15 protein-coding genes and 2 pseudogenes are annotated in these 18,141 nt (G+C 74.7%); 6 read left to right on the plus strand and 11 right to left on the minus strand.

Annotated elements, in window-relative coordinates; all coding sequences use genetic code 11:
• Positions 1-128 precede the first annotated feature (128 nt).
• A pseudogene (locus tag QOZ88_RS23145) lies at positions 129-227 on the plus strand (ATP-binding cassette domain-containing protein); the annotation flags it as partial.
• Positions 228-415: 188 nt separating this feature from the next.
• Here QOZ88_RS23145 and QOZ88_RS05190 read toward each other — a convergent pair.
• Both QOZ88_RS05190 and QOZ88_RS05195 read right to left on the minus strand, forming a co-directional pair.
• Entirely contained in the window at positions 416-727 is a 312-nt protein-coding gene (locus tag QOZ88_RS05190) for a type II toxin-antitoxin system PemK/MazF family toxin (RefSeq protein WP_305998731.1), read from the minus strand.
• Positions 717-950, minus strand: coding sequence for a hypothetical protein (locus tag QOZ88_RS05195; RefSeq protein ID WP_305998732.1), 234 nt, complete (start codon positions 948-950; stop codon positions 717-719). The genes QOZ88_RS05190 and QOZ88_RS05195 overlap by 11 nt, the downstream gene beginning before the upstream one ends.
• Before the next feature lie 389 nt (positions 951-1,339).
• Here QOZ88_RS05195 and QOZ88_RS05200 point away from each other — a divergent pair.
• A pseudogene (locus tag QOZ88_RS05200) lies at positions 1,340-1,630 on the plus strand (SDR family oxidoreductase); the annotation flags it as partial.
• Between the two features lie 348 nt (positions 1,631-1,978).
• Here the strand turns inward: QOZ88_RS05200 and QOZ88_RS05205 are convergent.
• From QOZ88_RS05205 to QOZ88_RS05220, 4 genes are all read right to left on the minus strand, one after another.
• On the minus strand, positions 1,979-2,371 hold the full coding sequence (locus QOZ88_RS05205; protein ID WP_305998733.1) for a DUF2200 domain-containing protein: 393 nt from the start codon (positions 2,369-2,371) through the stop codon (positions 1,979-1,981).
• 419 nt (positions 2,372-2,790) lie between these two features.
• On the minus strand, positions 2,791-3,234 hold the full coding sequence (locus QOZ88_RS05210) for an SRPBCC family protein (protein ID WP_305998734.1): 444 nt from the start codon (positions 3,232-3,234) through the stop codon (positions 2,791-2,793).
• 95 nt (positions 3,235-3,329) lie between these two features.
• Positions 3,330-3,680 carry an ArsR/SmtB family transcription factor gene (locus tag QOZ88_RS05215; protein WP_305998735.1) on the minus strand — a complete coding sequence of 117 codons (351 nt, stop codon included), beginning with the start codon at positions 3,678-3,680 and terminating at the stop codon, positions 3,330-3,332.
• Positions 3,677-4,138, minus strand: a complete 462-nt coding sequence (locus QOZ88_RS05220) for an SRPBCC family protein (protein WP_305998736.1) — start codon at positions 4,136-4,138, stop codon at positions 3,677-3,679. The genes QOZ88_RS05215 and QOZ88_RS05220 overlap by 4 nt, the downstream gene beginning before the upstream one ends.
• 179 nt (positions 4,139-4,317) lie before the next feature.
• Here QOZ88_RS05220 and QOZ88_RS05225 point away from each other — a divergent pair, with 179 nt between their 5' ends.
• On the plus strand, positions 4,318-5,277 hold the full coding sequence (locus QOZ88_RS05225; RefSeq protein ID WP_305998737.1) for a DUF4349 domain-containing protein: 960 nt from the start codon (positions 4,318-4,320) through the stop codon (positions 5,275-5,277).
• A 93-nt stretch (positions 5,278-5,370) separates the two neighbouring features.
• On the opposite strand, the gene helR is transcribed toward QOZ88_RS05225, so the two are convergent.
• Together helR and QOZ88_RS05235 are read right to left on the minus strand one after the other, a co-directional pair.
• Positions 5,371-7,515, minus strand: coding sequence for an RNA polymerase recycling motor ATPase HelR (gene helR / locus QOZ88_RS05230; RefSeq protein ID WP_305998738.1), 2,145 nt, complete (start codon positions 7,513-7,515; stop codon positions 5,371-5,373).
• Between the two features lie 139 nt (positions 7,516-7,654).
• Positions 7,655-9,694, minus strand: a complete 2,040-nt coding sequence (locus tag QOZ88_RS05235) for a cation:proton antiporter domain-containing protein (RefSeq protein ID WP_305998739.1) — start codon at positions 9,692-9,694, stop codon at positions 7,655-7,657.
• Between the two features lie 134 nt (positions 9,695-9,828).
• Between QOZ88_RS05235 and QOZ88_RS05240 the strand changes: the two genes are divergently transcribed.
• The 3 genes from QOZ88_RS05240 (at position 9,829) to QOZ88_RS05250 (ending at position 14,677) form a co-directional block, all read left to right on the plus strand.
• Entirely contained in the window at positions 9,829-11,376 is a 1,548-nt protein-coding gene (locus QOZ88_RS05240) for an MFS transporter (protein WP_305998740.1), read from the plus strand.
• Positions 11,377-11,480: 104 nt separating this feature from the next.
• Positions 11,481-13,121 carry a LuxR family transcriptional regulator gene (locus QOZ88_RS05245; RefSeq protein ID WP_305998741.1) on the plus strand — a complete coding sequence of 547 codons (1,641 nt, stop codon included), beginning with the start codon at positions 11,481-11,483 and terminating at the stop codon, positions 13,119-13,121.
• A gap of 122 nt (positions 13,122-13,243) precedes the next feature.
• Complete coding sequence (locus tag QOZ88_RS05250) at positions 13,244-14,677, plus strand: FAD-dependent oxidoreductase (protein WP_305998742.1); 1,434 nt, start codon at positions 13,244-13,246, stop codon at positions 14,675-14,677.
• An 81-nt stretch (positions 14,678-14,758) separates the two neighbouring features.
• On the opposite strand, the gene QOZ88_RS05255 is transcribed toward QOZ88_RS05250, so the two are convergent.
• The 3 genes from QOZ88_RS05255 to QOZ88_RS05265 form a co-directional block, all read right to left on the minus strand.
• Positions 14,759-15,124 carry a hypothetical protein gene (locus QOZ88_RS05255; protein ID WP_305998743.1) on the minus strand — a complete coding sequence of 122 codons (366 nt, stop codon included), beginning with the start codon at positions 15,122-15,124 and terminating at the stop codon, positions 14,759-14,761.
• 100 nt (positions 15,125-15,224) lie between these two features.
• Positions 15,225-16,205, minus strand: coding sequence for a sigma-70 family RNA polymerase sigma factor (locus QOZ88_RS05260; protein WP_305998744.1), 981 nt, complete (start codon positions 16,203-16,205; stop codon positions 15,225-15,227).
• Between the two features lie 134 nt (positions 16,206-16,339).
• Positions 16,340-18,124: a bifunctional metallophosphatase/5'-nucleotidase gene (locus QOZ88_RS05265; RefSeq protein ID WP_305998745.1), complete on the minus strand. Its 1,785-nt coding sequence runs from the start codon at positions 18,122-18,124 to the stop codon at positions 16,340-16,342.
• Positions 18,125-18,141: the final 17 nt, after the last annotated feature.

Here is an 18,141-nt window from a genome sequence, read left to right on the forward strand (position 1 = left end):
GCGACTTGACGGTGGCCCGTCGGCGCCTTCTTCACCGTCTGGACCATCCAGCGCAGCGCGATGTCGCCGTCCTCAAGGCGTTGGGCGCCTCCTCCGGCTACCTACTACGCGACGCGCTCGGCCAGGCCATGGTGCTGCTCGTGCTCGGAACCCTGCACGTGCCGGCCGGCACCGTCACCGCCCTCGTCGGGCCGTCCGGCTCCGGCAAGTCCAGCCTGCTGGCGGTCGCGGCCACGCTCCCCCGGGCAGGAGACCGCCACCGTCCTGGTCACCGACGACCGCTCCCACCTGACCGCCGTCGACCGGATCGTCGAGACAGGACGGACGACTGCGCACCCCGGTCCCGGCCGGACACCGCTGACGGAGGACTCGTGCCCTGCAACAGGCCGCTGGCGGGAAACGTGCTGGATGTCCGTCACAGGCCGAGGACCAGACGCAGCGCGGCGTCCACCTGGCGCAGTTCATCGAAGCCGAGGCGACCGGCCGACTCCCCCAAGCGCTGCGGATCCACGGCACTGGTCTGCTCGGCCAGCACCCGGGTGGGGCGGCCCTCGATGGAGACCTCAGGACGGAACGTGGCCGCGCGTGCCGAGGTGGACGTCGGCGCGACCAGCCAGGTCGACAGCGGCAGCAGGTCAGACTGGACGACGACCGCATAGCGGACGCCGACCTGCTCATGGCCCCGGGCGCCCCGGGGGGAGCGCAGGCGGTAGACCTCACCACGCACGCAGCGTCTCCATGTCCCGAAGGACCTGAGCCGCCTCGGCACGATCGGCGTCATCGGCGGCCAGCGCAGCGGCCTCGGCGCGCAGCCGGTCTTGCGCAACTGTCCTGGCGGCTTCGATCAGAGCCGCGCGCACCGCGGTGGAGACCGAGGTGCCGTCTTGCGTCAGAACGGCCAACGCCCGACGGGCGTCCTCATCGGGGCGAAAGGTGATCGTCTCAGCCACCTCTCAAGTGTCTCACTAGACGTAAGACACGGGAAGGAGCCGGTCGCGGTGCCCACCGACGGCGGCCCGTCGTCGAGGCACGTGAAAGGCACGAACACTGCCAGACCAGCCACTGACCAGCAGGAACACGGCTCGGAGAACCAAGCCTTCCACGCTGGCCATGCCGGTTCGATGCCCGTCACCCACTCCACCGGCCGGCTGGCCAGGTGGCCTGTCCGGTCGGTCGGAACGGAGCCGGAGGCCCGCACGAGGGGCCCGTTCCCGCACCCATGAACCCACTCGGCCTCCGCGCGGAATCGATGCTGCTGGTGGGTCGCACGGCAGGTGGGGCGCACGGAGGAGCTGCCGGCTGACGGGTTCCCGCCCGGTCTGCAGCAAGCCCGTGCCGAGTGCGCGACAAGCGGATCCCTCGAGGCTGCCGCACGAGGCCGGGACGGATCCGCTCCAGAGCACGAGAGGCAGCGCCGTGGCACCGTCCCCCGTTCCCGTTCTCGCCGGCCCGCTTGCTCGCGGCATGCCCGTTCGTCGTCATCGGCGCGACCGGTCAGGTCGGCCGTCAGGTCGTCGCCGCCCTGCTCGCGCGCGGTGCCACGGTCCGCGCCCTGCTCCGCGATCCCGAGGGCGCCGACGTGTCCGCCGGCGTCGAGCGGGTCCGCGGCGACCTCCGCGACCCCGCGTCGCTGCGGGCGGCGCGCTCCGTCGGCAGGAGGGAGTCCGCTGCGGTGTGGGCAGAGGCCCTCGGGCGGCCGGTGGCCTACCTGGGTGACGACGACCTCATGGCGCGGACCTTCGCCCGGTACCTGAGCGGTCAGCGGCTCGCGGACTGGACGGCGTCCTTCCGCTGGAGCGCCGCATCTCGAGGCCGACCTCGCACCGGGAGCTCCGCACGACCAGACAGCTGCTCGGCCGGGAGCCGCGGTCCTTCGAGACCTGCGTCCACGACACCGTCGCGGCGTGGCGGGCCACCGGCCTGCTCGGCAATGCACCGGACGCCGCTCACAGCGCGGGCGCGTCCCCGGAGGTCGGCCTCACCCGGTAGCGCGGGCCTGCACCGTGGTGCGGCTGTCGGGGCCACCCCGCAGCACCTTGGTCATCGGCCGGCCCTTGGCGATCTCGTCGACGAGCTTGTCCAGCATGCGGATCCTGCGCATGAGGGGGTCCTCGACCTCTTCCACGCGAACCCCGCAGATGCTGCCGGTGATGAGCGCCGCGTGGGTCGTCATCGCCGGTGCCTGGTCGAAGAAGGTCGCGAAGTCGACCTCGTCCTCCAGCGCTGCGGCGAGGCCGGCAGCGTCGTAGCCGGTGAGCCAGCAGATCGCCTCGTCGACCTCGTCCCGGGTGCGCCCTTTCCGTTCGACCTTGGCCACGTAGTGCGGGTAGACGCTGGAGAACGGGGTGGTGAAGATGCGGTGTGCGGGCACGGCGGGGCTCCCGGTCTGCAGTCGCAGCGGCCTGGCGCCCCGGACGCTAGTGCGCCGCACCTCACCTGACCAGCAGGACGACCGCCGACGACGGGGCCGGTGCACCGGTGCGGGCGTACGGCTGGACCGCGCCCGGGAGGAGGTGGTCACCCCGGCGGGACGCTGGTACAGCTGAGCTCCGCCGTGGAGCGCGAGCTCTACGACGAGGCGGCGGACCGCGTCAGGGTCGCGGTCGACGACGGCCTGGCGCAGAGCCGGCGATGACCCGGTGACCGCCGAGCAGCAGCGGCGCACCAGGGTCAGGACGACAGCCGGCGCTGCCAGCCGTCGGCGACCCGGTTCCCGGTTCGACCTCCGTCCTCCGCCGCGACCGGCCCGCCACGCCGGCTCTTCTCGGCGCAGCGGGCCGGCCGTCGAGGTCAGTCGGGGTGGGCGATGTGCACGTCCTTCGGCGACGGCGCACCCTGACCGGTCTCGACCAGCTGCTTCAAGCTCATCAAGTAGGTGGCCCACTTCGTGCTGCAGTGGTGCATGAACTCCACCGGCTCCGCCCAGCCCTGGTGCTGGAACATCACGATCGTGTAGTCGCCGTCGCGGCGCAGCCGCCAGTCGACGGTCGTCCCGACCCACTCCTCCGGGCCGGCCACCACTTCCCACGTGACCCGCTCGGCGGGCCGCCGCTCGAGCACCTGCATGTCGAAACCGCCGGGCGGGAACCGGAACTCCAGCACCCCGCCGACGTCGGGGCTCCCCGCCACGTCGTCGGTCCACCACCCGGCCAGCCCCTCGACCGTGGTCAGCGCGTCGTACACCTTCTCCGGTGTGGAGTTCTCGATCCCCACCCGGTGCAGGATGTCCACCATTGCGTCGCTCTCCCTCTGTGCCGTGGAATCGCGCGGGGGCATGACCTGCCTCCGCGTTGAGGGGCCACCCCCTCGGCCTGTCCGCTCTGCCGAGCTCAGGTCTGCCTGGTGCGCTGGATCGACTCGGCGATGCGCTTGATGCGCCGCATCCGCGCATCCCACGCCGACCCGACCGACGACAGGTCGGCGATCGCGCGTGCGAGCTGGGCCTCGTCGACCTGGTAACGCTTCTCGCGGCCCTGCGGGGTCGCTCGGACCAGCCCGACGCGGTTCAGGACCACGAGGTGCTTGGCCACCGCCTGCCGGGTGACGGGCAGCCGCTGGCCGAGCGTGGTCGCGGTGCCGGAGCCGTCGAGGAGCAGCAGGTCGAGCATGCGACGCCGGATCGGGTCGCCGATCGCCGACCACAGGTCGTCGTCGACCTGCTCGCCCCCTGGGGTGCTCATCGCCGGACCTCCTGGGTCGCTACGTAGGGAGCGATCCGCGGGAGGAAGTGGTCCCACCCGGTGGTGTGCGAGCGGTACTGCTCCTCCAGGACCGCCGCTTCCCACCCCATCTCCCGGAACCCGGTCTCGGTCATCCTCAGCAGCGTCCCGCTGCCCGAGGAGGTCAGGTCGAAGGTGACCAGCAGCGAGTTGCCCTCCACCGCGTTCGCACCGGCAGGGTGCGTCCAGCGGAAGGAGAAGGTCCGCGGCGGCTGCACCTCGACGACGCTGAAGGACACCACCTTCCCGCCGGCATCCGGATCACCGAACACGATCTCGCCCACCGACCCAGGGGCAAGCTGGTACCGGGCGTCGTCCGGCCACCACTCCGTGAGGTGCTCGGGGTTGCTCACCACCTCGAACACGATGTCGGGCGATGCCTCGATGTAGACCTCGCGGACGAGGGTTCCGACCTCCACGCCAACCTCCTGCAACATTCGGTTGCGGATGAGGCTAGCGCCGTCGGGGCATCAGACGCAACCTTTCATTGCGCTTCTTCGTCGAGCTGCTGCGGATCCGACGTAGCCCCGGCCCGGCGCCGCGGTACGTCGACGGTGCGGGATGGAACCGACCCCGCCCCCGGTGCCGTCCTCCGGTCATGGAGACCGTTCCCGCCCCGAGCCGGCCGGAGCACCGGCCGTTCCACTCCCGCATCGACGCCGGCCGGTGGCTCGATCGCCGTCCTGCCGTCCGTACCGCGAAGCATCTCCTGGCCCCGGTCGCGCTGGTCCTCGCCCTGCTCGTCGGCTGCACGGGCTCCTCCGGCAGCGAGTCGGGCGCCGCCGACGGCGCCACCGGCGGTGGTGCGGTCGCCCCCGAAGTGGCAGTCCCGGGGAGCGACGAGGCCGCCGACGACCGGCAGGTGGTCACCACCGCCAGCACCTCGGTCGCCGTCGACGACCCGGCCGAGGGCGCGCAGCAGGTCAGCGAGCTGGTGGAGTCCGTCGGCGGGCGCGTCGACGAGCGCACCGTGCAGGCCACCTCCGGCGTGGACGGGGCCGAGGGCGTGGTCGCCGACCTCGTCGTCCGCGTGCCTGCCGACGAGCTGACCGGCGTCCTCGCCGACCTGGAGGAGCTCGGCGACGTCAGCAGTGTCTCGGTGTCCCGCTCCGACGTGACCGCCACCGTCGTCGACCTCGACGCGCGCATCACGGCGCTGCAGGCCTCGGTGGCGCGGCTGCTCGCCCTGATGGACGACGCCGCCACCACCGAGGCCCTGCTGGAGGCGGAGCAGGCGCTCTCCCAGCGGCAGCAGGAGCTCGAGTCACTGCAGTCCCGGCGGGCCGCGCTCGCCGACCAGGTGGAGCTGTCGACGCTCCACGTGCACCTGGAGCCCTTCGGCGTGGCACCCGCCGGCGGTCCGGACGGCTTCCTCGACGGGCTGGCCACCGGGTGGCGGTCCCTGGTCGCAGTCGCGGGCGGGGCAGTCGTGGTGCTCGGCGTCGTCCTGCCGTGGCTCGTGCTCGCCGCGCTGGTCGCCGTCGCGGTCGTGGTGCCGCTCCGCCGGGCGCGGCGGCGGGCCGCGGCGCCGCCCCCGGCGGCGGCGCCCGAGGGTTGAGCCGCTCCGCCGGACGTCTGGCCGCGCCGTGACGCGGCTGGACGTCCGGTGGCGCGGCTGGACCTGCCTTTGCTGCGCACCAAGGTTGAGAGCTCACCGGCTCGTGAGGACGACGAGCTGCTGCGTCGCCCGCGTCATCGCCACGTAGCGGTCCACCGCTCCTCCGACGCCCACCCCGAAGGATCCCGGGTCGACGAGGACGACGAGGTCGAACTCCAGCCCCTTCGCCAGCGACGGGGTCAGCGACCGCACGCGGGGCCGCTCCGCGAACGCCGGGTCCCCGATCACGCAGCCGATGCCCTCCACGTGCCCGGCCAGCCAGCCGCCGACCACCCCGTCCAGGTCGGCGACGGACCCGTGCACCACCGGCACCCCGGTGCTGCGGACCGACGTCGGCACGTTGGCGTCCGACAGCACCGCGCGGATCACCGGCTCGGCCTCGGCCATCACCTCCGCCGGCGTCCGGTAGTTCACGGTCAGCGACATCTGGCGCACCTCGCTCAGCCCGACCCGCTGCAGGCGCTCCGCCCACGGCTCGGGGAAGCCCCGCCGCGCCTGCGCCCGGTCCCCCACCACGGTGAAGCTCCGCGACGGGCAGCGGCGCAGCAGCACCTGCCACTCCGCGTCGGTCAGCTCCTGCGCCTCGTCGACGACGACGTGCGCGAACGTCCCGGCCAGCGGGTCGGCGTCCGCCGCGGGCAGCGCGTCCTGGTCGACCAGGGCGTCCCGCAGGTCGCTGTGCCGCAGGCTGGTCATCAGCAGCAGCTCGGAGTCGTCGGCCGCGATCAGCGCGTCGATCACCGCGGACATGCGCTCCCGCTCGCGCGCCACGACGGCGGCCTCCCGCTGCCGGCGCCGCACCGCCCCGGCGTCGCCCAGCCGCATCCGCGCCGCGTCCAGCAGCGGCAGGTCGGCCACCGTCCACGCCCGGGGGTCGCTGCGCTGCAGCCGCCGCACCTCGTCGGCGCTCAGCCCCGGTGCGCACCGCCGCAGGTACGCGGGCACCGACCACAGGTCACCGACGAGGTCGGCCGGGTCGAGCAGCGGCCAGGCCCGGTCGAACGCCGCCCGCAGCTCCCGGTCCTGCTCCAGCGTGGCGCGCACCTGGTCGGGATCGACGTCGGGGTCGTGCGCATCGACCACGATCTCCAGCAGCGCCGCCCACACCTGCTCGCGCGCCTCGTTGTGCGGCGTCCCCGGCTCGGCCGCCCCGAACGCCTCGGTCCAGTCGTCCGGGGTCAGCCGGACGTCGTCCCACGGCGTCGTCACCGTCGTCCCCCGGGCCAGTGGCTCCTCGTAGAAGCGGACGGCCTCCTCGATCACCGCCACCATCCCCACCGACGCCTTCAGCCGGGCGACCTCCGGATCCGCCTCGGCGACCGCACCGTCCCCCTCGGGCACGAGGTCGCGCAGAGTGCAGGTGCGCACGCCCTCCTCCCCCAGGCCGGGCAGGACGTCGGCGACGTAGGCCCGGTAGGGCTCGTGCGGGCCGACGAAGAGCACGCCGCCCCCACGGTGCCCCAGGCGCGGGTCGGAGTAGAGCAGGTAGGCGGCGCGGTGCAGGGCGACGACGGTCTTGCCGGTGCCCGGCCCGCCGTCGACGACGAGGGCGCCGCGGGAGCCGGCGCGGATGATCGCGTCCTGGTCGGCCTGGATGGTGCCGAGCACGTCGCGCATCCGGGCCGACCGGTTGCCGCCGAGGCCGGCGAGGAAGGCGGACTGGTCGTCCAGGGCGGCGTGCCCCTCCAGGCCGTCGGCGGTGAACACCTCGTCCCAGTAGTCGGTGATCCGGCCGCGGGTCCAGCGGTAGCGGCGGCGGCTGACCAGACCCATCGGGTCGGCGTGGGTGGCGGCGAAGAAGGGCTCCGCCGCCGGGGAGCGCCAGTCGACGAGCAGCCGCCGGCCGGCGCCGTCGGTGAGACCGAGCCGCCCGACGTGCACCGGCTCGCCGCCCTCGGCCGGGACCACGCGCCCCAGGCACAGGTCCAGACCGAACCGGCGCAGGGTGCGCAGCCGGGTGGCGAGCCGGTGTACCTCCAGGTCGCGGTCCAGCGCCGCCTGACCGGTGCCGCCGGGAGCGGCGCGCTCGGCGGCCAGCCGCTCGGTGAGCTCGGCGATCGATCGCGCGAGGCTCTCGGCGATCAGGGCGAAGTGCCGCTCGTCGGCCGCGATCAGCGCGGGGTCGGCCTTGGCGGCGAGCTGTGCGGGGAGGTCGAAAGCACGGGTGGACACGGTCACGGCAGCGGCTCCGATCCGGGGCCGCCGCCGCGCCCGTCCGCGCGCGGTCAGCCGGCCCCGGCGGGCGAGTGTGCGGGCCGACCGGGGCCTTGCCGCAAGCCCCGGGGTGCGCTATACGTTCGAGTGGGACGAGGACACGTCACTGCTGCGCGGCCGAGGTCTCCGCCTCCGGCGCGGCCCCACCGGGGGCCGGCACGGTCACGTCGTCGACGAAGCAGTAGGCCCAGCTCTCCCCCGGCTCGGCCGAGGCGACGAGCGCGTGGTCGTCCGCGGCGGCGTGCAGCCGCGCGTGCCGGCGCGGCGAGGAGTCGCAGCAGCCGACGTACCCGCAGCTCAGGCAGGTGCGCAGGTGCACCCACTCGGTGCCCTCCCGCAGGCAGCCCACGCAGCCGTGCGCCCACGGCACCACCGGCCGGGAGCTGTCCCCGTGCCCGCAGCCGCTGCCGTCCGGCCACGTGTAGCGGACCACCCGGGTCGTGTCGACGACGGTCCGCCCCCGGTCCGGGTGGGCCACGCGGTGCCCCAGCTCGGCGAGGACCGCACGCTCCAGGGCGTGCCCGGAGATCCGGTCGCGGTCGAGGACGTGGTCGGCGCCCGCGTCCGCGAGCTCGACGACGTCGACGGCACCCAGCGGGCGCGCCACGATGGGCGCGATCGTGACCGCCCGCGCCGCGGCCACCACCCGCACGGCCTGCTCGGGGTCGTCCTCGGCGACGACGGCGAGGCGCGCGGCGGGCACCCCGGCCACCCGCAGGACCTCCCCCTTGGTCGGGTCGCCCCGCACCACGGTGTGCCCGTCGGCCTCCGCCTGCGCCGCCCCGTCGGGGTTCAGCGTCGTCATCACCACGCCCACCCCCCGGTCGCGCAGCGTGCCCGCCAGCTCGAGCGCGGTGGGCCCCCACCCGATGATCGCGACGTGGTCGCGGTGCGCGCCGTCCTCGTCCGCGGACACGGGACCGGCGGCGGCGCCACGCGAGCGGTCGAGCCGCGCCGCCGCCGCGGCCAGCTGCGGGGTGGCCAGCATGAGCAGCACCGTGGCGGCGACGACGACCTGGGCGCCGTCGTCGGCCAGCCCCAGCGGTGCGAGGCCGGCCGCGGTGCCGACGGTGAGCAGCACGAAGGAGAACTCGCCGACCTGCGCCAACAGCAGCCCGGTCGCGGCCGCGGTGCGCAGCCGGATGCCGACGGCGGAGGCGGCGACGGCGGTGGTCAGCGTCTTGAGCACCAGCGCACCGGCGGCGGCACCCAGCACGAGCGGCAGGTCGGCGAGCATGAAGCCGACGTCGAGCAGCATGCCGACCGAGACGAAGAAGACCGCGCTGAACACGATCTGCAGCGGCAGCACCTCGGCGAGGGCCTGGGTGCTGGCCCGGCTCTCGCTCACCACCAGACCGGCGAGGAAGGCCCCGAGCGACACGCTCACCCCGGCGAGCGCCGTCAGGTAGGCCGTGCCGAAGCAGACGGCCACGATCGCCAGCAGGAACACCTCGGGCGAGCAGGTGCGGGCCACCACGTCCAGCAGCGCGGGCATCACCCGGCGGGCCAGCACGAGCACGGCGGCGATGACCGCCACGGCGGTGAGCACCGCCCACAGCAGCGCGACACCGGCCGAGCCCCCGCCGTCGGCGGTCGGGCCGAGCAGGGGCACGACCAGCACCATCGCCACCACCGCGAGGTCCTGGGCGATCAGCACGGCCAGCGCCAGGCGGCCCCGGACGGCGGAGCTCTCCCGCCGCTCCCCCAGCAGCTTGAGCACGATCGCCGTCGACGAGAGCGCCAGCAGGAAGCCGGTGAACAGCCCGTCCCGCCACCCGCCGCCCAGGGCCAGCGTCACCCCGAGCCCGGCGCCGGCCGCGAGCACCAGCTGCAGCCCACCGGCGACGGCGATCCACGTCCACACCCGCGCCAGCCGCTCCAGCGAGAACTCGATCCCGATGGTGAACAGCAGGAGGATCACGCCGATGTCGGCGGCCGCCTCCACCGCCTCGCTGCTGTCGACGACGCCGAACTGGGCCGGGCCGATCAGGACCCCCGCCACCAGGAACCCGACGATCGGCACCACCCGGGCGCGGGCCGTCAGGTAGCCGATGACCGCCGCGGCCACCACCAGGGCCGCGGTGGGCCCCAGGTAGCCCGGCACCTCGCCGGCCGCGGTGACGAGGTCTGCCTGGGGCGACATGCCGACATCATGCGCGCCGCCGGCGGCGGTCCCCAAGGCAGTGGGCGGCCGGAGGAATCCCTGGCCACCGCGGGCGTTGGACAGCGACGAGCGACGCACCGATGCTGTCGGCGGCCGGCGGAGGAGGACCACGCATGAGCGCACCACCTCCGGTCGGCACGGGGCTGCGGATGGACACCGCCCAGGGCCGCTGGGTGCTGCTCGCGACCGTGCTCGGTTCGGGCGTCGCCATGCTGGACGCCACGGTCGTCAACGTCGCCCTGGAACGGATCGGGTCCGACCTCGGGGCGGACTTCGCCGGGCTGCAGTGGACGGTCAACGCCTACACGCTCACGCTGGCCGCGCTCATCCTGCTGGGCGGCTCGCTCAGCGACCGCTACGGGCGCCGCCGGCTCTTCGTGGTCGGCGTCTGCTGGTTCGCCCTCGCCTCGCTGCTGTGCGGGCTGGCGCCGGACATCGAGACGCTCGTGGCCGCCCGCGCCCTGCAGGGCATCGGCGGGGCGCTGCTGACACCCGGCAGCCTCGCGATCATCTCGGCGTCCTTCTCCGGCCCCGACCGGGCCGCCGCGGTGGGTGCCTGGTCCGGACTCTCCGGGGTCGCCGCCGCCATCGGGCCGTTCGTCGGTGGCTGGCTGGTCGAGTGGAGCTGGCGGGCCGTCTTCCTGATCAACCTGCCGCTGGCGGCCCTGGTCGTCCTCGTCGCCGTGCGGCACGTGCCCGAATCCCGCGACCCGGCGGCCGCGCCGCGGCTGGACTGGGCCGGGACGGCGCTGGTCGCCGTGGGGCTCGGTGCGCTGACCTACGCCCTCACCGCCGCCGGGGAGGGCGGCGCGGGCGCGGCGACCTGGCTGTGGGGCGCGGCGGGGGCCGTCGCCCTGGCCTCCTTCGTGGGGGTCGAGCGCCGGTCGCAGCACCCCCTGGTCCCGCCGTCGCTGTTCGCGGAGCGGCAGTTCAGCGCGGCCAACGGCGTCACCCTCTTCGTCTACGCCGCGCTCGGGGCGCTGTTCGTGCTGCTCGTCCTGCACCTGCAGGTGGTCTCCGGCTTCAGCCCGCTGCTGGCCGGGACCGCGCTGCTGCCGGTCACGGTGCTCATGCTGCTGTTCTCGGCCCGGGTGGGCGCGCTGGCCCAGCGGATCGGGCCGCGCTCCCTGCTCACTGGCGGGCCGCTGGTCGCGGCGGGCGGTGTGCTGCTGATGCTCCGGATCGGCCCGGACGCCTCCTACCTGCTCGACGTGCTCCCCGCGGCGGTGCTGTTCGGCGCGGGGCTCACGCTGCTGGTCGCCCCGCTCACGGCGACGGTGCTGGACTCCGCCGCCGACCGCTACGCCGGCGTCGCCTCGGGGGTCAACAACGCCGTGGCGCGGGCGGCCGGGCTGCTCGCGGTGGCGGTCGTCCCGGTGGCCGCCGGGATCGGCGGGGACGACTACACCGACCCGGAGGCGTTCGCCGACGGCTTCCGCACGGCGATGCTCATCCTGGCCGGGCTGCTCGCCGCCGGTGCCCTGCTGGCCGTCCTGTACGTGCGCCGGCCGCTCGGCCACGACGCTCCCGAGGCCCCGGCGCAGCCGTCCGGCTCCGGACGCGTCCGGATCGAGGAGCGCACGCAGTGCCCGGTCGCCGGCCCGGCCGTGCACCCCCGGGACGACGCGCCGGCCCCCGGCGCCCGCCCCGCCTCGTCCTGAGCCGGGCTCCGTGGGCTCGGCCGGTGCGCCGTTGGCCGCTGGTTCGGCGCCGCCCCGCGCGGGAAGCACTGTCCGGACCACCCGCCGAGGTGTAGCCAGGACCCATGGACCCTCTCTCCCTGGGTCGCGCGGCCGTCGAACAGCGCGCGTGGGAGCAGGCCTGCACCCACCTGGTCGCCGCCGATGACCAGGGCGCGCTGCAGGATGCGGAGGACCTGCTGCGGCTCGGGCTCAGCGCCCACCTCACCCGCAAGGACGAGGTGGCGGAGGTCGCGTGGGAGAGGGCGTACGAGGCCTTCGCCGACCGCGGCGACGTCCTGGCCGCTGCGCGGTGCGCCTTCTGGCTGGGCCTGGTGCTCCTCCTCGCGCACGGAGCGGACGCGCGCGGCGGCGGGTGGCTCGCCCGGGCGCAGCGTGCGTTGGAGGAGGGGGCGCCGCAGGAGTGCGCCGAACGGGGCTACCTGCTGCTCCCGGCCGGGCTCCGCGCCCTGGACCGCGGTGATCCGGCCGGGGCGCACCACGCGTTCGCGGAGGCGACCACGGCCGGCCGGCGCTTCCGGGACGCCGACCTGGCCACGCTCGGCTGCCTCGGGCAGGGCCAGGCGCTGATCCGGGGCGGTGCGGCGGCCCGCGGGCTGGCCCACCTCGACGAGGCGATGGTCGCCGTCCAGGCCGGCCGAGTCTCGCCGGTCGCGTCCGGGATCGTCTACTGCGCCGTGGTCCTCGCCTGCCAGGAGGTCCTCGACCTGCGCCGGGCCCAGCAGTGGACGGCGGCGCTGACCGGCTGGTGCGACGCGCAGCCCGGCCTCATCCCGTTCCGGGGGCAGTGCCTGGTGCACCGGGCCGAGCTGGCCCAGTGGCGCGGTGACTGGGCGGAAGCGGTCGCGGAGGCCGAGCGCGCCTGCCACTGGCTGTCGGACCCACCCGACCTCGCGGCCGGGACGGCGTACTACCGGCTGGCCGAACTGCACCGCGTGAGAGGTGAGCAGGCCGCCGGCGAAGCCGCCTTCCAGCAGGCGGTCGTCCTCGGCCACGACCCGCAACCGGGACTCGCCCTGCTGCGGCTGGCCCAGGGACGCACGCAGACCGCGGTGGCATCGATCCGCTGCGCCCTGGACCGCCCTGCCGCCGGCGTGGTGGACGGGGTCCGCGCTCCCCGTTCACGGGCGGAGCTGCTGGCCGCCGGCGTGGAGATCCTGCTGGCCGCCGGGGACACCGGGGCGGCCGGGGCCGCCTGCCTCGAGCTCGACGGCATCGCCCGCACCGTCGGCACGAGCGCCATGCGCGCCACCGCCGCGCGCGCCCGGGGTGCGGTGTCGCTGGCCGAGGGCAGGTACGCGGCCGCGCTGGGCGACCTGTCGGATGCCCTGGCGCGCTGGTCGGCGCTGGTGGCCCCCTACGAGGCGGCCCGGACCCGTGTCCTGGTCGGCCACGCGCTGCGCGGGCTGGGCGACGAGGACACGGCCGCGATGGAGCTGACCACGGCGCGGCGTGTCTTCGAGACGGTCGGGGCCGGGCCCGATCTGGAGCGCCTGGGCGCTCCCCCTCCGGCGGCCGGGCTGACGCCCCGTGAACTCGACGTCGTCCGCCTCGTGGCGGAGGGGTGCACCAACCGCGAGATCGCCGCCCGGCTGGTCATCAGCGACAAGACCGTGGCACGGCACCTGCACAACGTCTTCACGAAGCTGGCGCTGCCCAACCGGTCCGCCGCGACGGCCTACGCCTACGAGCACCACCTGGTGTGACGGACGTGCACAGGACGGTGCATCACCGCTGCCGGTGGATGTGCACCGTCTGACCGATGCCGGCCCGGTCCCCCGTTCCTAGCGTGAGGGGACGACGCAGCCGCTGCCCCCGGGAGGAAGCCGTGCCCCACCTCGGAGAACACGCCATCGTGCTGGGTGCCGGCATGGCCGGGCTCGTGCACGCCGTACCGCTGGCCCGGCGCTTCCGGCACGTCACGCTGGTCGACCGGGACCTGCTGCCCGACCGCCGCGACGAGCGGCGAGGTGTGCCCCAGGGGCAGCACATCCACCTGCTGGTGCCAGGTGGGCTGAGCCGGCTGGAGGAGCTGCTGCCGGGGATCGTCGACGACCTGACCGCCGCCGGTGCGCACGTCATCGAGTCACCCGAGTGGCGCTTCCACATGGGCGGGGGCCGGCTGGACCTCACCGGCACGGACTTCCGGATCACCGGGGCGACCCGGCCGCTGATCGAGGGCGTCGTCCGCGACCGGGTCCGCGCGCTCGACGGCGTCGAGGTGCTCGACGGCTGGGCCGCCCGCGAGCTGACGACGGACGCAGGACGGAGCCGCATCACGGGCGTGCGGCTGCGCTCCGAGGCGGAGCCCGCGGAGGAGCGGACGCTCGACGCCGACCTGGTGGTCGACACCACGGGGCGCGGCTCCCCGTCGCCCCGCTGGCTGGCCGAGCTCGGGTACGCGCCTCCTGCCGAGGAGCGGCTCAAGGTCGACGTGCACTACACCACCCGCATGTTCCGCCGCGATCCTGCGGTGCTGGACGGCGCGCGCAACGTGCTGGTGGACGTGCCGCCCGACGGGCGCCGGGGCGGAGTCGCGCTGGCCATCGAGGACGGGCGCTGGATCGTCACCCTCATCGGCATGCTCGGGGAGCGCCCGCCGGCCGATCCGGCCGGCTTCGCCGACTACGCCGCCGGCCTCTGGAGCCGGGACCTCTCGGACATCGTCGCCGGCGCGGAGCCGAGCGGGGAGGCCGCCCGAGCCGCCTTCCCGTCGTTCTCGCGGCACCGGTACGACCGCTTGCGGCGCCTGCCCGAGGGCTACCTGGTCGCCGGGGACGCGGTCTGCTCGTTCGATCCACGCTTCGGGCAGGGCATGACCGTGGCGATCATCGAGGCCGTGGAACTGGGCCGTGCCCTCGACGCGCGCGGCGTGGACCGCATCGGCCTCCGGACGCTCGCGGCGGCGCGCTGGGCCGTGCAGGACGCGTGGGACCTCGCCACGGGCTCCGACCTCGCGTACCCGGAGGTGGACGGCCCCCGGCCGGTGTCGTGGCGGCTCACGACCGCCTACCTGCAGCGCCTGCTGCCGGCGGCGCACCGCGATCCGGTCGTGGCCGCAGCCTTCATCCGCGTCATCGGGATGCTCGCCCGGCCTGCGGAGCTGATGCGCCCGCACCTGCTCGCGCGGGTCCTGATCGGGTCCGGCCGGCAGACGGGCCGAGGTGTGACCGGCGGACACCCAGCGGGAACGCTCGCACGGTCGACGGCGGCCGGTCGGCAGCAACCGCGTGGCGACCGGTCCCCCGCCCGACGCCCGTGACCCGTGCGCCGCCGGATGACGACGGAGTCGATGAGCCCCCGCACCGGACCTCCCCCGAGCTCGGCGGTCCGCGGCGGCGGATCAGCGTGGCCGGCGCGCGGCCTTCCGCACCGCCCAGCCGCCGGCGGCGTCGGCGGCCCGGCGCCACAGCGGATCGCGCCGCTGCTCCAGCCGCGCCAGCCGGGTCTCCAGCTCCGCCACCCGCGCCGCGTCCGGGGCGAGCACCCGTGGGCGGGCGGCCAGCGCGCTGAGCCCGTCGGTCAGCCCGGCGACCAGCTGCGCGACGTCCTCGGGCGCCAGCCGCACCGTGCCGACGCACGTCTCCCCGCGCCAGAGGCTGAGGTTGAGCAGCCCCGCCTCGACGTGCGTCGAGACCCGGACCGCCCGGCCCTCCCCGCGCGCGTCCCACGCCCATCGCCCGTGCACGGGCATCACCAGTGCCGTCATCTCCACAGGCTGGCGTGGTGCGCCGACCCGGTCAAGCGGGGTGCGCACCGTATCCGCCCCGGGGCCCGCGGGAGCTGCCGGGCCGTGCCGCCTGCCCGGCCTACAGCTCCGTCGGCAGCCCCAGGGCGGCGAACAGCTCGCAGTCGAGGTTCAGGAAGCTGGAGATGTGGGCGATCCGGCCGTCCTCGATCTCCAGCACGTGCAGGCCCCACGGCACGTGACCACCGCCCTCGGCCGGCCGGTACTGGGCCACCGCCGGTGTGCCGTTGGCCGAGGTCTCGATCAGCCGCGACCCGCGGCAGCCGGCGCCGGGGCCGGTCATCCAGGTGCTGATGTCCTCCCGCCCGCGCAGCCACATCTCGAACGGCGGCATGTGCTGGGTCGCGTCCTCGTGCAGCAGCTGCACGAACGCGTCGATGTCGTAGCGCTCGAAGGCATCCAGGTAGCGGGCGAGCAGGGCGCGGGCGTCGTCGTCCAGCGTGCGCGGCGCCGGGCGGCCGCCGACGTCGGCGAGCGTCGCCCGGGCCCGCTGCAGGGCGCTGTTGACCGAGGCGACGGTGGTGTCGAGCAGCTCGGCGACCTCGTCGGCCTTCCAGCGCAGCACCTCGCGCAGGATCAGCACCGCCCGCTGCTTGGGCGGCAGGTGCTGGAGGGCGGCGACGAACGCCAGCCGCACCGACTCCCGTGCCACCGCCCGGTCGGCCGGGTCACCGTCCTCGGGGAGGACCTGGCGGTCGAGCACCGGCTCGACCCACGCCGTCGTCGGCCGCCGCCCGGCCAGCGACGCGGGGACAGGCGGGTACGGGGAGCCGGCCAGGTCCATCGGCAGGGCCCGGCGCTGCCGGCCGGCGAGCTGGTCCAGGCAGACGTTCGTGGCGATGCGGTAGAGCCACGAGCGCAGCGCCGACCTGCCCTCGAAGTCCGACAGCCCGCGCCAGGCGCGGACGAGCGTCTCCTGCACCGCGTCCTCGGCGTCGAACACCGAGCCGAGCATGCGGTAGCAGTAGCCGGTGAGCTCGCGGCGGTGCTCGAGCAGCCTCGGGTCGAGCTGTTCCGCGGGACCGATGACGGCACTGGTCACAGGAGTCCACCCCTCGGGATCGATGTGCCGGTCAGCACACCACAGGCCACCGACAGAAGGGGAGCCCCCGGAGCGCCGTGGCTCCGGGGGCTCCCCACCGTTCCCACCCGGTCGGGCGGGTCGGTGTCAGTGCGTCACGGGAGCAGCGGCTCGCCGTTGCGCACCAGCTGCCAGTTCCCGACGAAGAACTCCGCCGGGTCGATCACGCCGACCGCCTGGGCCCGCTCGATGAGCAGCTGCCGGATCTCCAGCTGCTCGTTGTAGACCACCGGCGCGGTGTCGATGTGCGGGAAGGCGCCACCGCCGCTGCGCCGGTAGTTGTTCACCGCCACGACGAACCGGGCATCGTCCGCGACCGGCTGCCCCTCGTACGAGAGGTCGACGATCCGCGAGCCCACCGGCTGCGCCACGTCGATGGCGTACTCGACGCCGGACAGGATGTCGAAGTTGTAGTCCGGCGTCCCGTTCGGGGCCTCGGCCGTCGGGGCGTTGGTGAGGGTCTCGACGTCGATCGCCCCGGTCCCCGTCACCTGCTGGAAGTACCGGGCGGAGAACTCCAGGTACTCCCTCAGCTGGGCCCCGGTCAGCTCCACGGCCTCGAGGGTGTTGTCGTAGATGTAGAGCCCGGCGATGTCGCGGATGGTGACGTCACCGGCGGGGAACACCGCCTCCCGGCTGAACGGCGCCGCGATCGAGAGCACCGGCAGGTCGGCCCGGTCCGTGCCCTCCAGGGCGGCGGCCACGGTGTCGGTCTGCACGTCCTGGATGAAGTCCAGGATCGCGGTGTCCTCGTACCGGCTGGTGACCGCCGAGAGCTCCTCCGCCGACTGCGCCACCACCTGGTTGACGTACGCGACGGTGGTCGCGTGCGCCTCGGCCGTGGCGTCCAGCACCTCCTCCGACTCCTCGACGCCCGCGGCGCTCAGCGCCGTGGCGGAGGTGCCGACGACGTCCCACTTCCCGCGGACCTGCTGCAGGTCGATGTCGACCTGCGAGACGGTGGCGCCCCAGCGGTAGGGCTGGGTGAGCAGCACGTCCTCACCGGTGACCTCGTTGGTGACGATCTGCGACGGGGCGTTCCGGTGCGTGTGGCCCACCACCATCGCGTCGATGCCGGGCACCGTGCGGGCGATGACGTCCGACGGGTTCTCGGTCGGCACCTCGGGGCCGTACGACGACGTCCCGCCGACCCCGGCGTGCGACAGGACGACGACGACGTCGGCCTTGCGGTCGACGACCGGCACCCACTTCTCCGCCGCGTCGACCATGTCCTGGAAGGTCACGCGGCCCTCGACGTTGCCCTTGTCCCAGATCGCCGAGCCGGGGGTGGTCAGGCCGATGATCCCGACCTTGACCGGCTTGTGGCCGGGCACGCGCATCGTCTCGATCGTGTACGGCCGCAGGTACGGCCGCTCGGAGCCCTCGCGCAGCACGTTGGCGCCGAGCACCGGGTGGTCGACGTCCTTCTCGTAGGCCCGCAGCAGGTCCAGCCCGTAGTTGAACTCGTGGTTGCCGACGACCTGCGCGTCGTAGCCGATGGCGTCGTACGCCACCGCCATCGGGTGCTCGACGCGGGTCTTGGTGACCGGCTCCTGCTTGGCGTAGTAGTAGCTCAGCGGCGTGCCCTGCAGGAAGTCGCCGTTGTCGACCACGAGGACGCTCTCCTCGCCCCGCTCCGCGCGGATCGAGTCGACGACGGTGGCCACCTTCGCCAGGCCCGTCTCGAAGTCCGCCTTCTCGGAGTAGGCGCGGTCGGCGAAGTAGTCCCAGTTCTGCACGCGGCCGTGCAGGTCGGTGGTGGCCAGCATGGTCAGCGTCAGGTCGTCCGCCGCGGGCGGCGCGGCCGCGGCCGGGCTCAGGGGCGCCATGGTCAGCACCGCGGCCGTGGCCGCCACGGACAGCGTGGTCCGCCGTCTCATCCGGTGGTTCCTCTCGA

This window comes from Blastococcus carthaginiensis, assembly GCF_030731085.1.
Classification (GTDB): domain Bacteria; phylum Actinomycetota; class Actinomycetes; order Mycobacteriales; family Geodermatophilaceae; genus Blastococcus; species Blastococcus carthaginiensis.